Annotated in this window: 21 protein-coding genes; 6 read left to right on the top strand and 15 right to left on the bottom strand. The window is 59.8% G+C overall.

Translation table 11 applies throughout. The features are described 5' to 3' along the window. Positions 1 to 28: 28 nt before the first annotated feature. Positions 29 to 2,308 (bottom strand): phosphoenolpyruvate--protein phosphotransferase, encoded by a 2,280-nt coding sequence (ptsP, locus tag I6L33_RS07575; RefSeq protein ID WP_216973832.1) that lies wholly within the window; start codon positions 2,306 to 2,308, stop codon positions 29 to 31. Between the two features lie 14 nt (positions 2,309 to 2,322). Then, positions 2,323 to 2,850: an RNA pyrophosphohydrolase gene (rppH, locus tag I6L33_RS07570; protein WP_005308708.1), complete on the bottom strand. Its 528-nt coding sequence runs from the start codon at positions 2,848 to 2,850 to the stop codon at positions 2,323 to 2,325. A 733-nt stretch (positions 2,851 to 3,583) separates the two neighbouring features. On the opposite strand from rppH, the gene mutH reads away from it, so the two are divergent. Both mutH and I6L33_RS07560 read left to right on the top strand, forming a co-directional pair. Then, positions 3,584 to 4,258 carry a DNA mismatch repair endonuclease MutH gene (mutH, locus tag I6L33_RS07565; protein ID WP_201892539.1) on the top strand — a complete coding sequence of 225 codons (675 nt, stop codon included), beginning with the start codon at positions 3,584 to 3,586 and terminating at the stop codon, positions 4,256 to 4,258. Between the two features lie 81 nt (positions 4,259 to 4,339). After that, positions 4,340 to 4,669 (top strand): isoamylase early set domain-containing protein, encoded by a 330-nt coding sequence (locus I6L33_RS07560; protein WP_043169272.1) that lies wholly within the window; start codon positions 4,340 to 4,342, stop codon positions 4,667 to 4,669. Positions 4,670 to 4,772: 103 nt separating this feature from the next. Here I6L33_RS07560 and rplS read toward each other — a convergent pair whose 3' ends face one another. The 5 genes from rplS to ffh form a co-directional block, all read right to left on the bottom strand. After that, positions 4,773 to 5,120 carry a 50S ribosomal protein L19 gene (gene rplS / locus I6L33_RS07555; RefSeq protein WP_005308701.1) on the bottom strand — a complete coding sequence of 116 codons (348 nt, stop codon included), beginning with the start codon at positions 5,118 to 5,120 and terminating at the stop codon, positions 4,773 to 4,775. A 32-nt stretch (positions 5,121 to 5,152) separates the two neighbouring features. Beyond that, entirely contained in the window at positions 5,153 to 5,902 is a 750-nt protein-coding gene (gene trmD, locus I6L33_RS07550) for a tRNA (guanosine(37)-N1)-methyltransferase TrmD (RefSeq protein ID WP_005308699.1), read from the bottom strand. A gap of 34 nt (positions 5,903 to 5,936) precedes the next feature. Next, the gene (gene rimM / locus I6L33_RS07545) at positions 5,937 to 6,458 is read right to left on the bottom strand and encodes a ribosome maturation factor RimM (protein WP_005308697.1); all 522 of its coding nucleotides are present in this window, start codon (positions 6,456 to 6,458) and stop codon (positions 5,937 to 5,939) included. 24 nt (positions 6,459 to 6,482) lie between these two features. Then, on the bottom strand, positions 6,483 to 6,731 hold the full coding sequence (gene rpsP / locus I6L33_RS07540; RefSeq protein ID WP_005308695.1) for a 30S ribosomal protein S16: 249 nt from the start codon (positions 6,729 to 6,731) through the stop codon (positions 6,483 to 6,485). A 182-nt stretch (positions 6,732 to 6,913) separates the two neighbouring features. Further along, entirely contained in the window at positions 6,914 to 8,290 is a 1,377-nt protein-coding gene (ffh, locus tag I6L33_RS07535) for a signal recognition particle protein (RefSeq protein WP_005308693.1), read from the bottom strand. Between the two features lie 221 nt (positions 8,291 to 8,511). On the opposite strand from ffh, the gene ccsA reads away from it, so the two are divergent. Further along, on the top strand, positions 8,512 to 9,303 hold the full coding sequence (gene ccsA, locus I6L33_RS07530; RefSeq protein WP_005308690.1) for an inner membrane protein YpjD: 792 nt from the start codon (positions 8,512 to 8,514) through the stop codon (positions 9,301 to 9,303). Positions 9,304 to 9,346: 43 nt separating this feature from the next. Further along, positions 9,347 to 10,627, top strand: coding sequence for an HlyC/CorC family transporter (locus tag I6L33_RS07525; protein ID WP_216973831.1), 1,281 nt, complete (start codon positions 9,347 to 9,349; stop codon positions 10,625 to 10,627). A 54-nt stretch (positions 10,628 to 10,681) separates the two neighbouring features. On the opposite strand, the gene I6L33_RS07520 is transcribed toward I6L33_RS07525, so the two are convergent. After that, entirely contained in the window at positions 10,682 to 11,149 is a 468-nt protein-coding gene (locus I6L33_RS07520) for an Rrf2 family transcriptional regulator (RefSeq protein ID WP_005308686.1), read from the bottom strand. 110 nt (positions 11,150 to 11,259) lie between these two features. Between I6L33_RS07520 and hmpA the strand changes: the two genes are divergently transcribed. Next, positions 11,260 to 12,453: an NO-inducible flavohemoprotein gene (gene hmpA / locus I6L33_RS07515; RefSeq protein ID WP_139396711.1), complete on the top strand. Its 1,194-nt coding sequence runs from the start codon at positions 11,260 to 11,262 to the stop codon at positions 12,451 to 12,453. A gap of 102 nt (positions 12,454 to 12,555) precedes the next feature. Here hmpA and I6L33_RS07510 read toward each other — a convergent pair whose 3' ends face one another. From I6L33_RS07510 to I6L33_RS07485, 6 genes are all read right to left on the bottom strand, one after another. Next, positions 12,556 to 13,149 carry a tetratricopeptide repeat protein gene (locus tag I6L33_RS07510; protein WP_005308682.1) on the bottom strand — a complete coding sequence of 198 codons (594 nt, stop codon included), beginning with the start codon at positions 13,147 to 13,149 and terminating at the stop codon, positions 12,556 to 12,558. A gap of 467 nt (positions 13,150 to 13,616) precedes the next feature. Continuing rightward, positions 13,617 to 14,552: a malate dehydrogenase gene (gene mdh / locus I6L33_RS07505; protein WP_201989701.1), complete on the bottom strand. Its 936-nt coding sequence runs from the start codon at positions 14,550 to 14,552 to the stop codon at positions 13,617 to 13,619. Positions 14,553 to 14,773: 221 nt separating this feature from the next. Then, a complete protein-coding gene (gene artM / locus I6L33_RS07500) occupies positions 14,774 to 15,436 on the bottom strand; it encodes an arginine ABC transporter permease ArtM (protein WP_201989699.1) in 663 nt (220 codons plus the stop codon). A gap of 2 nt (positions 15,437 to 15,438) precedes the next feature. Continuing rightward, entirely contained in the window at positions 15,439 to 16,089 is a 651-nt protein-coding gene (gene artQ, locus I6L33_RS07495; protein ID WP_211049613.1) for an arginine ABC transporter permease ArtQ, read from the bottom strand. A gap of 3 nt (positions 16,090 to 16,092) precedes the next feature. Beyond that, on the bottom strand, positions 16,093 to 16,830 hold the full coding sequence (locus I6L33_RS07490; protein WP_005308673.1) for a transporter substrate-binding domain-containing protein: 738 nt from the start codon (positions 16,828 to 16,830) through the stop codon (positions 16,093 to 16,095). 25 nt (positions 16,831 to 16,855) lie between these two features. Beyond that, complete coding sequence (locus I6L33_RS07485; RefSeq protein WP_005308671.1) at positions 16,856 to 17,596, bottom strand: ATP-binding cassette domain-containing protein; 741 nt, start codon at positions 17,594 to 17,596, stop codon at positions 16,856 to 16,858. A gap of 201 nt (positions 17,597 to 17,797) precedes the next feature. Between I6L33_RS07485 and argR the strand changes: the two genes are divergently transcribed. Further along, on the top strand, positions 17,798 to 18,268 hold the full coding sequence (argR, locus tag I6L33_RS07480; protein ID WP_005308670.1) for a transcriptional regulator ArgR: 471 nt from the start codon (positions 17,798 to 17,800) through the stop codon (positions 18,266 to 18,268). An 82-nt stretch (positions 18,269 to 18,350) separates the two neighbouring features. On the opposite strand, the gene I6L33_RS07475 is transcribed toward argR, so the two are convergent. Next, entirely contained in the window at positions 18,351 to 19,256 is a 906-nt protein-coding gene (locus tag I6L33_RS07475) for a Dyp-type peroxidase (RefSeq protein WP_211049610.1), read from the bottom strand. Positions 19,257 to 19,307 lie beyond the last annotated feature (51 nt).

The following is a 19,307-nucleotide window of genomic DNA, read 5'->3' as shown; positions in this document are numbered from 1 at the left end:
ATTCGTCAGCAGGGACAAGGCATGATTATCAATCAATCTGTTTCGCTTTGTGACCGGCGCGCAGCAAACCGCCCAGACCGTGCTCTTCCAGATAGCGGGCAAACAGGCCGCGCAGCACATGGGGATTGTCGTGCTTGAGGCCGTCGGTCAGCAGCACAGTCAGTTCGCTCAGGTTGGCCTGGCGCAGTACGTACTTGATGCGTGCGATGTTGTGGGTGTTCATGCTGAAGCGGCGATAGCCCATGGCCAGCAGCAGCAACACCCCGACCGGATCACCGGCCAGCTCGCCACACACCGACACTGGCTTCTGATAGCGATGGGAGGCGTCAACCAGCAGCTGCAGGGCGCGGATCACCGCCGGATGGAAGGCGTCGTAGATGTTGGCGACCCGAGCGTTGTTGCGATCCACCGCCAGCAGGTACTGGGTCAGGTCGTTGCTGCCCACCGACCAGAAGTCGATGAGCGGCGCCATCTCAGGCAGGATGTAGAGGGCGGAAGGCACCTCGATCATCACCCCGAGGCTCGGGTAGCGGATCACCGCCCCACGGCTGGCCGCCTCTTCCGACACCTCGCGCCAGGCCTGATCCAGCAGGCGGCGGGAGGCCTTGATTTCGCTGACGCTGCTGATCATCGGCAGCATGATGGCCAGATTGTCCAGCCCTTCGCTGGCCCGCAGCATCGCCTTGAGCTGCACCAGGAACAGTTCGGGGTGATCCAGGGTGAGCCGGATCCCCCGCCAGCCAAGGAAGGGATTTTCCTCGACGATGGGGAAATAGGGCAACTGCTTGTCACCCCCCACATCCAGGGTCCGCATGCAGACCGGCCGGTTGCGATAGGTCTCCAGAATGCCGCGATAGCGGGCGGTCTGCTCCCACTCGGACGGGAAGCTGTCCTGCAGCATGAAGGGGATCTCGGTGCGATAGAGGCCGACCCCGTCCGCCAGCTGATTGAGAGAGATCTCGGTGTCGGCGCTGAGGCCGGCGTTGAGCAGCAGGGAGACAGGCACGCCATCGGCGGTCTCGGAGGGCTGGCTGTCGACACTGCGCACCAGGGTATCGAGCGCCCGCTCCTCATTGAGCAGCTGGCGATACTCGGTGAGGATCACCTGATTGGGCTCGATGAAGAGATCGCCGCTGTAGCCGTCGACCACCAGCATGCGACCACCGATGTCGCCGAGCGGCAGATCCACCCCCATGATGGCCGCCACCCCCATGGCGCGGGCCAGGATGGCGGCGTGGGAGTTGGTGCCCCCCTTGAGCGACACCACCCCGGTCAGGAACTCGCGGGGCACCTCGGCGAGGATGGTGGCCGTCACCTCGTCGGCGACCAGCACTACAGGCTCGCCGATAGCGATGTGCTCGGGCTCGTTTTGCACCAGTCGGCTGATGAGCCGCTGAGCGATGTCCTTCACATCGGTGGAGCGCTCCTGCAGATAGGGATCCTTCATCCCCTTGAACTGCTCGATGAGACGATCGCTGATGAGCTTGACCGCCGAGACCGCCGTCCAGTGCTCCTTGCTCACCTTGTTGCGGATCGGCTTGATGTAGCCGGGATCGTCCAGCAGATGCAAATAGATGTCGAAGATGGCCACCGAGTCCTGGCTGTAGCTCTCGCGAAAACGCAGGGCCAGGCTCTCCAGATCGTGACGCACCTCTTCCACCGCCACGTTCAGCCGCGCCAGCTGGCTGGCGTGATCCTCATCTTTGCGCGGGGTGATGGAGCGCAGCTCCTTGCGTGGCCGCCACACCCAGGCCTTGGCCATGGCGATGCCGCTGGCACCAGCAATGCCGCGCAGCGGCTTGCTCCAGTCGGTCTTCTGCAGCCAGCCTTTAGCTTGGGCTTGGGCGATGCGCGCCGCCAGCTGGGCCGCCAGGGTGACCATGAAGGACTCCTCCCCCTCATCGAAGAGACGGCTCTCCTTCTGCTGCACCACCAGAATGCCCACCACCTGGCGCTGATGCATGATGGGGGCGCCGAGGAAGGAGCGAAACGCCTCTTCGGCCACATCGGGCAGGAATTTGAAACTGGGGTGGGATGGGGCATCGGCCAGGTTGATCAGCTCTTCACGCTGACCCACCAGGCCGACGATACCCTGCTCGAACGGAAGGGTGGCCTTGCCCACCGCCGACTCGGCCAGACCGTCGGTCGCAGCCAGCCGGTAGCGGCGCATTTCAGGTTCGGAGACGTAAACGGAACAGCAGTCCACCGACATGGCCAGCCGGGTCTGGCTGACCAGTGCCTGCAAGGCCAGCTCGAGGGTATTGGCTTCGGCCATGCTTTCGACGATGCGTCTGAGTTCCGTTAACAACTAATCTGTGCTCCTTAGCGGGCGCGATTACGCCGCCCATCCTTCTTGTTGACCTGCACTGCCGGCACCGGCATCGCCAGCGGGGCAAACTCCTTCATCACCCGGCGATAGACTTCCCGCTTGAAGGAAACCACCTGACGCACCGGGTACCAGAAGCTGACCCAACGCCAGTCATCAAACTCCGGATGACCATGACAACCGAACTGGATCCTGGACTCCCTGCCCGGATCCAGCTGCAGCAGAAACCATTTTTGTTTTTGGCCAATACAGACCGGTGAACTGTCCCAACGAACGAGGCGTTTTGGCAAGCGATACTTCAACCAGTTGCGACTGGTCGCCATGATGGTCACATCCTCGGGCTTGAGGCCTATCTCCTCATACAGCTCACGATACATGGCCTGCTCTGGCGTCTCACCGTCATCAACTCCTCCCTGCGGAAACTGCCAGGAGTGCTGCCCATAACGCTTGGCCCACAATACTTGTCCGTCACGGTTACAGATCACGATTCCGACATTGGGACGAAACCCGTCGCCATCTATCACGTGATCACCTTATAAAGGCTGAATCTATAAGGGGATTGTTCCACATTCACCTCGTGGCAGCAAACAAGGACTGCAATCCCCCATTCATGAATAACTTTCGATTTCAAGCAAACTTATAAACAAATTAAAGGATCAGATCCTGCAAGTTGCCCACCCAGACTGTGCATAAGCCTGTGAGCAAGCGGGTATATACAGTAGTTTTATTTATCTGCTCCAAACTGCCCCACAGCATACAGGATGCAATATAAAACAAAATATGTATTTAAATACATGGTGTTAAACAAAGAATGCTGGATCAAGATCCATGTCTTTTACCGCCGGCGATCCGGGATCCGGATTGTGAACAAGTTCGACTGTTCAAAGATCCACCACGGCTATTTTATCCACAGGAGTGGCACACTATCTGCCCCGATATCGCCGCAAAAATCGGTGCCGTTTCACATTTTTTTGTAACAACAGGGTGACTATTCCTACTTTTAAGCAGTTATCCAAGATTTCTGTGGATAACTGTGTGAAACAGCGCGAACAAACCCTTGGACAACTATTTCAAGGCAGGATCCAGTGCGACGCCCATCGATAAATTGGAGACAAATCCCTTTAAAATCATTACGATAAACACTTACACACAAAACTGCCCCCCCTGTGCATACCCCTGCCAGGATCGGTTATAAAAACAGCGATCCTCAGGGAGGATCAGAGTTGCTAGAATAATCCCTCTTTGCAGGAGTCACTCATGCCCGCCAACCCCCGCTCCGAACAGGAACTGCTGGCCCGCGCCTACGCCATGGCCGGCTTCACCCTGGCCCAGCTGGCCGCCGACGCCAACATCGCCGTGCCGGCGGATCTGCGTCGGGACAAGGGCTGGGTCGGCCAGCTGATCGAGTGGCAGCTGGGAGCGAGCGCCGGCAGCAAGCCGGAGCAGGACTTCCCGGATCTCGGCATCGAGCTCAAGACGATCCCCATCGATCCTCAGGGCAAGCCGCTGGAAACCACCTTCGTCTGCGTGGCACCGCTGATCGGTGTCAGCGGCCAGCGCTGGGAGGAGTCCAACGTGCGCAACAAGCTCTCCCGCGTGCTCTGGATCCCGGTGGAGGGCAGCCGAGAGATCCCCATCGGCGAGCGCCGGATCGGCATGCCGCTGCTGTGGAGCCCGAATGAAGAGGAGGAGATGCTGCTGCGCCAGGACTGGGAAGAGCTGATGGACATGATAGTGCTGGGAGAGGTGGAGCAGATCAGTGCCCGCCACGGCCAGGTGCTGCAACTGCGTCCCAAAGCGGCCAACAACAAGGCGCTGACCCGGGCCATCGGCCGCAATGGCCAGCCGATCCTGACCCTGCCCCGCGGCTTTTACCTCAAGATAGGTTTCACCCACGGCCTGCTGCAGCGCTACTTTGCCCTGCCCGCTTGATCTCTGTTATCAACATCCTTGTCATAAAGTGATATAAAAATAGACAGCCGCTATTTTTCGCAATCAGGACAAGGAGGCGTCATGCCGATCAACAAGCAATTTCTCAAGTCCCGCCCCGAGGTCAAGGTGACCTTTGCCGTGGAAAGGGAGGCCGCAGGAGAGGCCGAGCAGGTGTTGTTGCTGGGAGAGTTCAGCCAGTGGCAACCCATCGAGCTCAAGCGGATGAAGAGCGGTGAGTTCAAGACCACCCTCAACCTGCCGACCGATGGCCCCAGCCATTTCGAGTACTGCTATCAGCTGGTTCAGCCGAACGGGGAGACCCACTACGACAACGACTGGGCGGCGGATGACTACGTACCCGGCCCCTTCGGGCGAGACAACTCTGTGGTGCGGGTCAGCCAACCAGGTTGAGTCGGCACACCCGAAAGTGGATACAAAAAAGGCTCGCCATTGGCGAGCCTTTTCACTACCTGTCGAGCATTTCGCCGACATATCGACACCAATTCGAATCGAATTAGTTGAGCTTCTCTTTGATACGAGCAGCTTTACCGGACAGGTTGCGCAGGTAGTACAGTTTGGCGCGGCGAACATCACCACGACGCTTCAGTTCTACACTGTGGATCAGCGGAGAGTGAGTCTGGAATACACGCTCAACACCTTCGCCGTTGGAGATCTTGCGAACGGTGAAAGCAGAGTGCAGACCGCGGTTACGCTTGGCAATCACGATGCCTTCGAAAGCCTGCAGACGCTCTTTACCACCTTCTTTAACACGAACTTGAACACGTACGGTGTCGCCCTGGGCAAAAGCCGGGATGTCGGTACGCATTTGCTCTTGTTCAAGCTGCTGAATAATCTTGCTCATTGTCTTTCCTTACCTAGGATAAACTGAAAACTCTACTTAACGCTGTCACGCACTTCGCGGACATACTCGGCAAGAAGTGATTCTTGCTCGTCAGTCAGAGCTAGGTTGTTAATAAGTTCCGGCCTTCTTTGCCAGGTTCGTCCGAGCGACTGCTTGAGACGCCAGCGCCGAATCACTTCGTGATTGCCGCTTGTCAGCGCCTCGGGCACCGCCAGCCCATCCAACACCTCCGGCCGAGTATAGTGGGGATGATCCAGCAAGCCATCCGTGAAGGAGTCCTGCTCGGCACTGGCCTGATCACCCAAGACACCTGGAACCAGACGCGAAACCGCATCGATCAGGGTCATGGCAGGCAACTCGCCACCACTTAACACGTAATCCCCGATAGACCACTCTTCGTCGACTTCGGTTTGTATCACGCGTTCATCGATACCTTCGTATCGACCGGCTACCAGAATCAGTTTCTGATTCGTCGCCAACTCGGTCACGCCCGCTTGAGTCAGCTTGCGCCCCTGAGGGGAGAGATAGATGACTTTCGCCCCGTCTCCCGCCGCTTGCTTGGCTGCATGAATCGCGTCACGCAGCGGCTGAACCATCATTAGCATGCCGGGCCCACCACCATAAGGACGATCATCGACCGTACGGTGTTTGTCGTGGGTAAAGTCCCGGGGGTTCCAGCACTCAATCTGCAGCAGGCCACTCTTGACGGCCCGACCCGTTACCCCGTGCTCGGTAATGGCTCGGAACATTTCAGGGAAGAGGCTAATCACCCCAATCCACATAAGAAACCTCCGGCACTCGTGTTACCGCGGGAAACTAGAAACCAGGATCCCAATCAACTTCGATTGTTCGAGCAGTCAGATCAATATTCTTGATCACCTGCTCTTCCAGGAACGGAATCAACCGCTCCTTTGCACCAAAGGCATCTTTTACATTGGCCTCAACCACCAACACATCGTTGGAGCCGGTTTCCATCAATTCGGTCACCTTGCCCATGTCGTATCCCTTGGTGGTCACTACGGAGCAACCAATCAGGTCACGCCAGTAGAACTCGCCCTCAGGCAACGCAGGCAACAGATCGGCGGCTACGCCAATCTCGACATTGGTCAATGCCAGGGCATCCTCGCGCACGTCGATACCATCGAGTTTGCAGATCAGACCCTTGTTGTGACGCTTCCAGGATGAAACCTGAATTTCACGCCACACCCCGTTCTGATTGATCAGCCAGGGGTTGTAATCGAAAATCGCTTCGGCAACATCGGTGAAGGAGTTCACTTTAAGCCAGCCCTTGATGCCGTAAACGGTACCCAGGGTGCCCAGAACTACAGGTTTTTCCACCTTAACTCCTTACCGTTTGGCTGATTAAGCAGCTTTGGCAGCGTCTTTGATCAGCTTGGCAACGCGGTCAGAAACAGCGGCACCAGTAGCAACCCAATGCTCGATACGAGCCAGGTCCAGGTTCAGCTTTTCAGCGTTACCAGAAGCAACCGGGTTGAAGAAACCAACGCGCTCGATGAAACGACCGTCGCGGGCGTTACGGCTGTCAGCAACTACTACCTGGTAGAACGGACGCTTTTTCGCGCCACCACGTTGTAAACGAATGGTTACCATATCGTCCTCATTAACATCTAATGAACAAGGCCCGCAAACACGCGGACCCTAGCTTAAAATAAGCCGCATAATTCTACTTGGATTCGTAATAATTGCAACCAAGCCAGCCATTTTTTGCGCAGAGCCGCAATGAAAAGGGTCTGCCAATGGCAGACCCTCGCACTCTACGTCAGCCCGAATAATCAGAACGGACCGCGGCCGCCACCGAAGCCGGGAGGCAGCATGTTCTTCATCTGGCTCATCATCTTGCGCATGCCACCCTTGCCGGACATTTTCTTCATCATGCGCTGCATCTCGGTGAACTGTTTGAGCAGCTTGTTGACGTCCTGCACCTGCATGCCGGAACCCGCGGCGATACGGCGCTTGCGAGAGCCCTTGATAAGATCGGGATGGGCACGCTCCTTGGGAGTCATGGAGCTGATGATGGCCTCCATCCGCACGGTGAGCTTGTCATCCATTTGATCCTTGACGTTGTCAGGCAGGCCGGACATGCCCGGCAGCTTGTCGAGCATCCCCATCATGCCGCCCATGTTGCGCATCTGGGCCAGTTGCTCGCGGAAGTCTTCCAGATCGAAGCCCTTGCCACTCTTGACCTTGCTGGCCAGCTTGGCTGCCTTCTCTTTATCGACGGTACGCTCCACCTCCTCGATGAGAGAGAGCACATCGCCCATGCCGAGGATGCGGGAGGCGAGACGATCCGGGTGGAACGGCTCAAGCGCGTCGGTCTTCTCGCCCATACCGATGAACTTGACCGGCTTGCCGGTGATGTGGCGCACCGACAGGGCGGCGCCGCCGCGGGCATCGCCGTCCGCCTTGGTGAGGATCACGCCGGTGAGCGGCAGCGCCTCGTTGAACGCCTTGGCGGTGTTGGCGGCATCCTGACCGGTCATGGCGTCGACCACGAACAGGGTCTCCACCGGCTTGATGGTGGCATGAAGGTGTTTGATCTCCTCCATCATCTCGCCATCGACGTGCAGACGACCGGCGGTATCGACGATCACCACGTCATAGAACTTCTTGCGTGCCTGATCGATGGCCGCGTTGGCGATGTCCACCGGCTTCTGGCTGGCATCGCTCGGGAAGAAGTCGACGCCGATGTCGCCGGCCAGGGTCTCCAGCTGCTTGATGGCCGCCGGGCGGTAGACGTCCGCACTGACCACCAGCACCTTCTTCTTGTTGCGCTCCTTGAGCAGCTTGGCCAGCTTGCCGACCGTGGTGGTCTTACCGGCACCCTGCAGACCCGCCATCAGGATGATGGCCGGCGGCTGGGCCGCCAGATTGAGCTGCTCGTTGGCCTCCCCCATCACGGAGACCAGTTCGCCGTGCACAATCTTGATGAAGGCCTGGCCCGGGCTCAGGGACTTGGCCACTTCCTGGCCCACCGCCCGCTCCTTGACACGAGCGACGAAATCACGCACCACCGGCAGGGCGACGTCCGCCTCGAGCAGCGCCATGCGAACTTCGCGCAAGGTATCCTTGATGTTCTCTTCGGTCAGGCGGCCACGGCCGCTGACGTTGCGCAGGGTGCGCGAGAGTCGTTCAGTCAAATTCTCAAACATGACGCATTCCGGTTCTTGGCGTAACAAATGGGAGGCATTATACCTCACTCGCACGATGAGGACGATTATTCGCCGCACTCGGCTGCGGTCAGCCCTGTGCGGCTGACCCAACATGCTGCCTATATATGGGCAGATCGGCGGCAGCACAACTGGCGAGCACATCTTGTGCAAGGTATACTGCCCTTCCTATTCCCAATCGCTTGCTCGACAACGACCCGGTTATGATCGTGATCTCTGTTCTGGCCCTGGCGTTCTATCTGCTGGCCATCATCGCCTCTCTGCACCTGCTGCTCAGTGCCAAACCAGTGGGACAAGCTCCCCTGTTTGCCTGCATCGGACTGGCCCTGATCGCCCATGGCGCCGCCCTCTCCGGCGAGGTGCTGGTGACCCACTCAGGGCAGAATCTGAGCATGCTCAACGTGGCCTCGCTGGTCAGTCTCATCATCAGCTGCTTCATGACCTGCGTCACCCGCCGCTTCAACGGCTGGATCCTGCTGCCGGTGGTCTACAGCTTCTCGGCCCTGTTGCTGGCCGCCAGCGCCCTCATTCCCGGTCGCTACATCACCCACCTGGAGGCCCATCCCCAGCTGCTGCTGCATATCGGCCTCGCGCTGATGGCCTACTCGGTATTGATGATCGCCTGCCTGTTTGCGCTGCAACTTGCCTGTCTGGACCGGCAACTAAAGACGCGCAAGATCAGCCAGCTGCCGGCCATGCCGCCCCTGATGACGGTCGAGAAGCGTCTGTTCCAGCTCATCTCGGCCGGCGTCCTGTTGCTGACCCTCTCCATTGCCTCCGGCCTCTTCTTCCTCGAAGACATGTTCGCCCAGGGCAAATCCCACAAGGCCATCCTCTCGATCCTGGCCTGGTGCGTCTACGTGCTGCTGCTGTGGGGCCACCATACCCGTGGCTGGCGCGGTCGCAAGGTGATCACCTTGAGCCTGATCGGCAGCTTCATTCTGACCCTGGCCTACTTCGGCAGTCGCTTCGTCAAAGAAGTGCTGCTGAGCTGATCGCCCACTACTTCTTCATCACCCAGTCCCACAGGAGCCCTTCTTGGACAGTATCTCAACGAGTACATTGCTGATTGTTCTCGTTATCTTGATCCTCATGTCTGCCTTCTTCTCAAGTTCTGAAACCGGCATGATGTCGCTCAACCGCTACAAGCTGCGGCATCTGGCCCAGACCAAGCACAAGGCTGCCCGTCGGGTGGAGAAACTGCTCTCCCGACCAGACCGCCTGCTGGGGCTGATCCTGATCGGCAACAACCTGGTCAACATCCTGGCGTCAGCCATCGCCACCATCGTCTGTATTCGTCTGTTCGGGGATCTCGGTGTGGCCATCGCCACTTTCGGCCTGACCCTGATCGTGCTGGTGTTTGGTGAAGTGACTCCCAAGACCCTGGCGGCCATGTTCCCGGAGAAAGTCGCCTATCCCGCCTCCTGGGTGCTCAAGGGGCTGATGGTGCCGCTTGCCCCCTTCGTCTGGATGATCAATGGCATCACCAGCGGCCTGCTCAAATTGCTGAAGATCAATCCGAACAAGGATGACTCCCTCAATACCGAGGAGCTGCGCACCATCGTCAACGAGGCGGGCAGTCTGATCCCCCAGCGCCATCAGGAGATGCTGCTCAGCATCCTGGATCTGGACAAGATGACGGTGGAACACATCATGGTGCCACGCAGCGAGATCTACGCCATCGACATCAACGATGATTGGAAGACCATACTGCGCCAGCTGGCCCACTGCGCCCACACCAAGATCCTGCTCTATCGCGACAACATCGACGACGTGGTGGGTTTTCTGCACGCCCGCGACGCGCTGCGCCTGATGGCCAAGGATCAGTTCAACAAGTCGAGCCTGCTGCGGGAAGTGGACGAGATTTACTTCATTCCGGAAGGGACGCCCCTCAACGTGCAACTGGCCAAGTTCCAGCGCAACAAGGAGCGGATTGGTCTCATCGTCGACGAGTATGGCGACATTCAGGGGTTGATCACCCTGGACGACATCCTGGAAGAGATAGTGGGCGACTTCACCACCTCCATGACCCCGGCTCCCAGCGACGAGATCCATCCCCAGCCGGATGGCTCCTTCCTGGTGGAGGGCTCGGCCAGCATCCGCGAGCTCAACAAGGAGATGAACTGGCAACTGCCCATCGACGGGCCCCGTACCCTCAACGGCGTCATCCTCGAATATCTGGAGGAGATCCCCCAGCCCAACATCAGCCTGCGGCTGGCCGGCTACCCCATCGAGATCCTGGAAGTGGAGAACAACATGGTGAAGATGGCGCGGATCATGCCGGCGTTGTACCGAAACGAGCCGGGACTGGAAGATTGAAAAAAGGCTGCCGATGGCAGCCTTTTTCTATTGCGTCATTGGCCGGCGATCGGCTCACTCATCTTCGTCGCCAGGCTCCAGCACCAGAGTCGGGATCAACTCGCCGAATACCTGCTGCAGCTCGTCGCGATTGGCCAGCAGATCCTGCAGCGTGTAGCTGTCCATCACCGCCAGAAACGCATTCATCGCCTCTTTCAGGGCACTCTTCAGCAAACAGACAGAGACGATGTGGCAGGCCGGCGAGTTGCAGTCGATGCCGTCCAGGTTCCCTTCCAGCGCCCGGATCACCTGGCCGATGTTGATGCTCTCCGGCGCGCAGGCCATGCGAATGCCGCCATTCTTGCCGCGCTGGGACTGCAGGTAACCCAGTTTCACCAGCTGGTTCACCACCTTCACCATGTGGTTGCGGGAGACGTCATACAAGGCGGAGACCTTGGCCACGCTAGACAATTCGCCCTCCGGCAGGGTCGCCAGATAGAGCAGGGCTCTCAATCCAAAATCGGTATAGCTAGTTAGTCTCATAGTGCCTGTGTCGCATCACGCGGAAATTGATTATTGATTCAGATCAAATAAACATCTAGGATGCAGCTTATTAAGTGACATTCTAGATGTTCAATTAGCAAGGAACCCCTATGTTAGACCAAGCCACCATCGCCGTCATCAAAAGCACCATCCCTTTGCTCGAATCGGCGGGCCCCGCGCTCACCCAGCATTTCTACCAACGCATGTTCAGCCATAACCCAGAGCTGAAGGACATTTTCAACCTGGCGCACCAGCGCAGCGGCGGTCAGCCGCTGGCGCTGTTCAATGCGGTGGCGGCCTACGCCAAGAACATCGACAACCTGGGGGCACTGGCCGGTGCCGTGGAACGCATCGCCCACAAGCACACAGGTTTCCTGATCCAGCCAGAACAATATCACATTGTAGGTAGTCATCTCTTGGCCACGCTCAAAGAATTGGGTGGAAGTGCGGTCACCGACGAGGTGCTGGATGCCTGGGGCAAGGCTTACGGCGTGCTCGCCAGCATCTTCATCGGCCGCGAGAGCGAGATTTATCAGGAGAAGGCGAACGAGATCGGTGGCTGGCAAGGCCCCCGCCCCTTCCTGATCAAGGAGAAGCGGGTCGAGAGCGAGCTCATCACCTCCTTCCTGCTGGCGCCGGTGGATGGCAAGCCGGTGCTGGACTTCAAGCCGGGTCAGTATCTCAGCATCAAGCTGGTCCATCCCGAGCTCGAGTATCAGGAGATCCGCCAGTACTCCCTCTCAGATGCCCCCAACGGCCAGCACTACCGCATCAGCGTCAAGCGCGAGCCGCAGGGCCAGGTTTCCAACCTGCTGCACGATCATCTGCAGGAGGGCGATCAAGTGGAGCTGATGCCGCCCGCTGGCGATTTCTACCTGAAAGCCGATAACCGTACCCCGGTGGTACTGCTCTCGGCCGGTGTGGGTATCACGCCGATGATGAGCATGCTCAACCAACTGCTGGCGAACAGCCATCAGGCCGACATCACCTGGCTGCACGCCTGCGAACAGGGCGCCGTGCATGCCTTCAGGGAGGATATTCAGCAAAAATCCCGCCAAAACGCCAACCTGCTGAGCCGGGTCTGGTATCGGGAGCCACAGGCCAGTGACGTGCAAGGCAAAGATTACGATTTTGTCGGCACCATGGATCTGAGTGCCGTGCAGGAGCGCATCACGCCGCAGGCCCACTACTACTTCTGTGGCCCTCTTGGCTTCATGCAGGCCGTCAAGCAGCAGCTGATCGCGGCGGGCATTCCGGCCGGCCAGCTCCATTACGAAGTTTTTGGTCCCCACCAAGATCTGTAAGGCGGGCGGATCACTATAACCTTATGAGGGGCCAGCCTGTCACGGCACGGCGGCTGGCCCCTCCCGGCCCACGGATGCAGATCCGTGGGTCATTTTTTGGGATCAGTGCATCGCCTTGGCACGGGCGATGGCGTTGGCCGGCATCCGGTTGCCAAGCCGGCTCAACAGACCGGTCGCCTTCTGGTGCAGCGCCTTGTCGCCGATCACCGTGCTGTGCAGCCAGTGGTAGGCCTCTTCATAGTCGAGCGGGCTGCCCATCCCCTGCAACAGCATCTCCACCCACTCGATCTGCGCCCGCTGGAAGCCCAGGCTGGCGGCCTCCCGCATCAGGGTCTCGGCCTTGAGCAGGTCCTTTTGCACCAGGGTGCCCTTCCAGTAGTAGCGACCCAGCTGTTCCAGCGCCGGCGCCAGCCCCTGGTTGGCCGCATCCCACATGAATTTCACCCCCAGCTCCGCATTGGGCTTGATGCAGACCCCCCAGGCCAGCATGTCCCCCCACAGAAACTGATAAGAGGGGATCTTCATCACCTCGGCCCGCACCTCGATATCCTGGGTGAGCTGGCACCTGTCCTGCTTGACCTGCTGCAGGTGGCGGCCCTGCTCAATCCAGTTGAGCAGCTCGTCCTGGCGATAGAGCGGCACCGCCTGCAGCGCGCCGCTGTCCACGGTCAGGCCGCTGGCCGGGGTGCTGGTCATGGGACGATTGTTCGGCGAACGCTCGCCCTCTGCAGCGACAGGCGCGGGAATGGGGGCTGCCGCTGGCGCAGCGGCGGGTGTTGTACTCGTTGCCGCAACCGGTGCAGAGGGGTTGGCGGATGGCGTTGCCGTAGTTTGCACGGCAGCCGGTGCGGGAGCCGCAGCAGAGGACGGGGCAGCCGCAGAGGGCTGAGCGGCAACCTCCGGCTGCGCCGGCGCACTGGTCGCCGGCGTGGCCCCGCTCGTCGCGGCGGCGGCAGAGGTGGAAGGCTCGGCCCCCTGCGCTTGGCCCGTCAGCAATGGGGGCGTCAGCAAACAGAGCAGGCCGACAAGGGTAATGGGTTTCATCATAAGGATCTCCTGCAGCACCCTGTTATCGGCAGCCGGCGGCATCCCCTTAGTCCGGCACCACCTGCCCATAACGACAAAGGGGAGCCGAAGCTCCCCTTGCTGTCCATCCGGACGCCTTACTTGACGAAGTCGACACCCAGCTGGATATCGGCTTTCAGGGTGGCCAGCATGCCATCCATCGCCTCTTGTTCGAAGGCGCTCAGCTTGCCGTAGTCCAGCACGGTTTCGACGCCGTTCTTGCCAAGCAGGATGGGCTGCGCGAAGAAGGTGGCGTGCTTGCCGTCGCCTTCCACGTAGGCGCACTCGATGACGTTGGCTTCACCCTGCAGACCCTTGAGCAGCGACAGACCGAAACGGCAGGCAGCCTGGCCCATGGAGAGAGTGGCGGAACCGCCACCGGCCTTGGCTTCCACCACTTCGGTACCGGCGTTCTGGATACGCTTGGTCATGGCGGCCACTTCGTCGGCGGTGAAGCTGGCACCTTCAATCTGGGAGAGCAGCGGCAGAATGGTCACGCCACTGTGGCCACCGATCACGTTGACGCGCACCTTGTCGACGTTCAGACCCTTGGCCTCGGCCACGAAGGTCTCGGCACGGATCACGTCCAGGGTGGTGACGCCGAACAGGCGACGCTTGTCATAGACACCGGCTTTCTTCAGCACTTCGGCGGCGATGGCGACCGTGGTGTTGACCGGGTTGGTGATGATGCCGATCAGCGCTTTCGGGCAGGAGGCGGCGCACTTTTCCACCAGATTCTTGACGATGCCGGCGTTGATGTTGAACAGGTCGGAACGATCCATGCCGGGCTTGCGCGCCACGCCGGCGGAGATCAGCACGACATCGGCGCCGACCAGAGCCGGGCTCGGGTCTTCACCGCAGAAACCTTTTACTTTCACGTCAGTCGGGATATGGCTCAGATCGACCGCCACGCCCGGGGTCACCGGAGCGATGTCATACAGGCTCAATTCGGAACCAGCAGGCAGACGGTTTTTCAACAGCAGAGCGAGGGCTTGGCCGATGCCACCGGCGGCACCCAGAACGGCAACTTTCATGATCAACTCCATGTTTAAGCGTAGGTTTAAGGTTGTTTCTTGTTGTGCGCCCAACCTTAAAGGATCCCCCCCTAAAAAACAATCTGATAACAGTTGTAATCACAGGTTCTGTGAGCCAATAAACAGGCGGCGAATAAAAATGGGGGAAAATGCAAAAAATTGGAGGGGAAGCACAGATTTCCTGCACTTCCCCTCACCATTAATAGGTAGATCTGCCGACTTCAGCCCTGGAAGGCCAACGCCCGGCGTTCACACCAACGAAAACCAATTGTTAACAATCCGTTCATGGTCAGGTAGAGGGCACCGGCCACGGTGAACACCGCCAGGGTGTCATAGGTCTGGGCATTGAGGCGCTGGGCCAGCCCCATCACATCCATGATGGTGATGGTACTGGCGAGCGAACTCCCCTTGAGCACCAGGATCACCTCGTTGGAATAGGCGGGTACCAGTCGCCGGGCGGCGTGGCGTACCTTCATCCACAGGGTCTGGCTGGCGGAGAAGCCGAGCGCGCGGCAGGCCTCTACCTCGCCGGCCGGGATGGCGTCGAGCGCCCCCTTGAACAGCCGGGTAGAGTAGGCGGCGGTATTGAAACCGAGCGCCAGCACGGCGCAGAACCAGGGCTGCTTGAGCAGCGGCCAGAGCGGCCCCTCTTTGAGCCAGGCAAACTGGCCCGGCCCGTAGTAGATGAGGAAGATCTGGATCAGCAGCGGCGTGCCGGTGAAGATCAGCACCCACAGCTGCACCAGCTGGGTCGCCACCGGGATGCGGCGCTCCAGCACCCAGGTCATGCCGGCCGCCATCAGCACGCCCAGCAGCAGACTGCCAGCGGTCAGTTGCAGGGTAATCGCCAGGCCACCCAGCAGGGTCATCAGGTAATCCTGCATGATCAGCCTCCGTAACGGCGGGTATAACGGGACGCCTGCTTCAAGCCGAACTCACTCACCAGGCTGATGGCCAGGTAGATGAGGGCCGCTGCGGCATACCAGGTGAAGGGTTGATAGGTACTGGCCGAGGCCATCTGGGCCTGGCGCATCATCTCGTTCACCCCGATGAGCGACACCAGTGCGGTGTCCTTGAGCAGCACCAGCCACTGGTTGCCGAGCCCTGGCAGGGCCTGACGCCAGGCCTGGGGCAGCACGATGCGAAAGAAGATGTGACGCTTGCCAAGGCCGAGCGCCAGCGCCGCCAGCCGCTGCCCGGCGGGCACCGCATTGAGGGCGGCTCGCAGGGTCTGGGTGGCGTAGCTGGCAAACAGCAGGGAGAGCGCCAGCACGCCGCAGGCGAACGGGCTGAACTCCACGTACTCGCCGGTGATGAGGAACAGCACCTGGGTCGAGCCGAAGTAGATGAACAGCACCACCAGCAGCTCGGGCAACCCGCGAATAAGCGTGGTGAGGGTGGCCACCGGCCACACCAGCCACCGCTGCTTGCTCAGCTCGGCGGCGCTGAACGCCAGTGCCAGCACCATGCCCCCGACCAGGGAGGCCAGGGCCAGCCCGAGGGTCATCCAGGCTGCATCCAACAACAGGCTCAACATGGCTTAGTGCGCGAAATATTTGTCGTAGATCTTCTGATAGGTGCCGTTGGCCTTGATGTCAGCCAGCCCCTTGTTCAGCTGGGTCAGCAGTTCCTGATTGCCCTTGGCCACCGCGATGCCAAAACCGGTACCGAAGTACTTGGCGTCAGTCACCGGCGTGCCGATCACGGCATACTCTTTGTGCTGCTTGAGCCAGTCGGCGGCGACCGCAGTATCGGCAAACACGCCGTCGGTGCGGCCGTTCATCATGTCGAGGAAGGCACTCTGGTAGCTGGCGTAGGGCACGGTCAGCAGCCCCTTGCTCACCCAGTTGTCCACCAGATAGGACTGGTGGGAGCTGCCGTTCTGCACGCCGACAGTCTTGTCCACCAGATCTTCCGGCCCCTTGAAGGCGTCCTTCTTGGTCACGAACACGGCGGAGTTCTGGTAATAGATGTCAGAGAAGTCGACCTGGGCGGCCCGCTCCGGGGTCACGTCCATGGCGGCGATGGCGGCATCGTAGCGACGGAATTTCAGGCTGGGGATCAGGCTGTCAAAAGCCTGGTTGTGGAAGCTGCACTCCAGCTTGGCCTGTTCACAGATGGCGCGGGCCAGATCGATGTCAAACCCCTGGAACTCGTTCTTGTCGTCCAGGTATTCGAACGGTGCGTAGGTGGCCTCGGTGGCGAACTTGATCTCTTTCGCCAGCACCTGGGTGCTCAGCAGGCCCATGGCCGCGATCAGCAACAGACTCTTTTTCATGACAGCTTCCTTATCGATTTGAATATCAATGCATCAAGAATTCGGCAAACCGGCTGGTTTGCGGGGCTTGGAAAATGGCGGCGGAGCCCGCTTCGATGATCCGCCCCTTCTCCAGATAGATCACCTGGCTGGCCACCTTGCGGGCGAACTCCACCTCGTGGGTCACCACCACCTGGGTAATGCCGGTCTGGCCAAGGTTGCGGATGATCTCCGCCACTTCCTTGGTGATCTCGGGGTCGAGGGCCGCCGTCGGCTCGTCAAACAGCAGCACCTGGGGATCCATCATCAGGGTACGGGCGATGGCCACCCGCTGCTGCTGACCGCCAGACAGCCGCGCCGGCCAGGCATCGCGCTTGTCGGCCAGTTGCAGCTGGGCCAGCAGATAGCCCCCCTTCTCCATGGCCGCCGCCTTGCTCATGCCGAGCAGCTTGACCGGCGCCTCGATGAGGTTCTCCATCACGGTGAGATGGGGCCACAGATTGTACTGCTGGAACACCATGCCCACCTTGCGCCGCAGCGCCTGGGTCTGGCGGTTGAACTCGGCGGTGGAGAGGCTGGAGGGGAAAGAAAATTCACTTTCACCGATGCGCAGGACACCGGCATCCGGGGTGTCCAGCAGGTTCATCATGCGCAGCAGAGAACTCTTGCCGGCACCGCTCGGACCCAGCAGCACCAGGGTTTCACCGGGTGCGGTCCGAAAGCTGACCTGTTGCAGTACCGGCACCTTGTGCCAGGATTTTTCGATTCCGATTAATTCAATACCCATACAGCCCAATTGAATAAGTTTTCAAAATTTCGTCCTGATTCTAACGCTGGCATGGGTGGATGCAAGCTATATTTGAATCAATATGCAGAACAAGCGCCGCTTCCTTGCAAAAATAGGCATATGAATGCAAAATGGGCACGCTGTTCATATCTGCCGCCTGAGCGTGACAGGCAGCCAAACCTCCTCATTCGTGAGTCCAAGATGAAGCATAACGACAAGCAAGAAAAACTGGCCAAGGCCTTTAAAGCCTTGCTGAAAGAAGAACGATTTGGCTCCCAGGCAGAGATAGTGACTGCCCTGCAAGAGATGGGCTTCGAAAACATCAACCAGTCTAAGGTATCGCGCATGCTGAGCCGCTTCGGCGCCGTTCGCACCCGCAATGCCAAGATGGAGATGGTCTACTGCCTGCCGGTGGAACTGGGCGTGCCCACCACCTCCAGCCCGCTCAAGAATCTGGTGCTGGATGTCGACCACAACGGTGCCCTGGTGGTGATCCACACCAGCCCGGGTGCGGCCCAGCTGATCGCCCGCCTGCTCGACTCCCTCGGCAAGGCCGAAGGGATCCTCGGCACCATCGCCGGTGACGACACAATCTTCATCACCCCGACCAGCGACACCGACATCGAGGAGCTCTACCTCTCCGCCCTCGAGCTGTTCGAGCAGACGCCGTAAGGGTGGCAACCGCCCCGTGGCGGTTGCTCCAGAACGCAAAATCCCGGCCAAGGCCGGGATTTTTGTTATCTGCGGGTCGAGCTTATTTGCCCTGCCCCAGCAGAAAATCTTCGGAAGGGGCGAAGAAGGCCGCCCCGGTCACCGCCCTGGTGAAGCGCAGCAGGTGATCGAAGTGGCTGCCCTCCCCCTTGTACATGCTGGCCAGCATGGCGTTGAAGTGCAGCGGGGTATGACAGCAGGAGATGAAGTAGAGCCCCTGCTCGGTCATGGTGCCCCAGGGCATGCTCTGGCGCAGGATCTCCATGGACTCCCCCTTCGGCGTCTTGAGGTTGACCCGCTTGATGTGGGCAGTCAGCGGCTTGTCTGCCGACTCGTACTCGATGTTGTCGACCTTGGTGCGACCTATGATGTCCTCCTGCTCCTTCAGCGCCAGCTTCTCCCAGTCGCTCATGGCGTGGACCCAGCGCTGCACGTGGATGTAGGAGCCACCGGCAAACTCGCCATCGGCCAGCAGCGCCACTTCGGCGCGGTGCTCATCCTGCGGGTTCTCGGTGCCGTCGACGAAACCGGTCAGATCGCGGCAGTCGAGGTTGCGAAAACCGCGCACCTCTTCCGCCAGTTCTACCAGCCCGGCCAGCAGGGCCATCACGCGCTGACCGGCGTGATGCAGCACATCCACCCGATCGGCGCGCAACTGCACGAACAGATCGAACGGGGTATTGGGGGCCTCCTGACCGTTGGCGGATTGCGCCATAAAGCTGCGGAACTGGGGCGGACGGGCGGCAGGATAGAGGCCATCCCAGGCGTCGGCACCGACGGCCACCAGACCGCTGAAGCCGGCAGCGGGGAAATCGGCGGCCACCGCCTCCCACAGGGCCGGCAACCTGGCCAGACGGGCCACCAGCTCGGCGGCGTCACCGGTGCGGTTGAACATCAGATAGAGGGCGTGCAGATTGGGCTCTGCGCAGATCCCGGCTTGGGCTTTCATATATCTCTCCCCTGAACAGACATTGGCGATATGGGCAATTGGCGTTGCGCG

This window comes from Aeromonas sp. FDAARGOS 1403, assembly GCF_019047325.1.
Lineage (GTDB): Bacteria > Pseudomonadota > Gammaproteobacteria > Enterobacterales > Aeromonadaceae > Aeromonas > Aeromonas dhakensis.
This window is presented reverse-complemented; position numbering and strand designations above follow the sequence as displayed.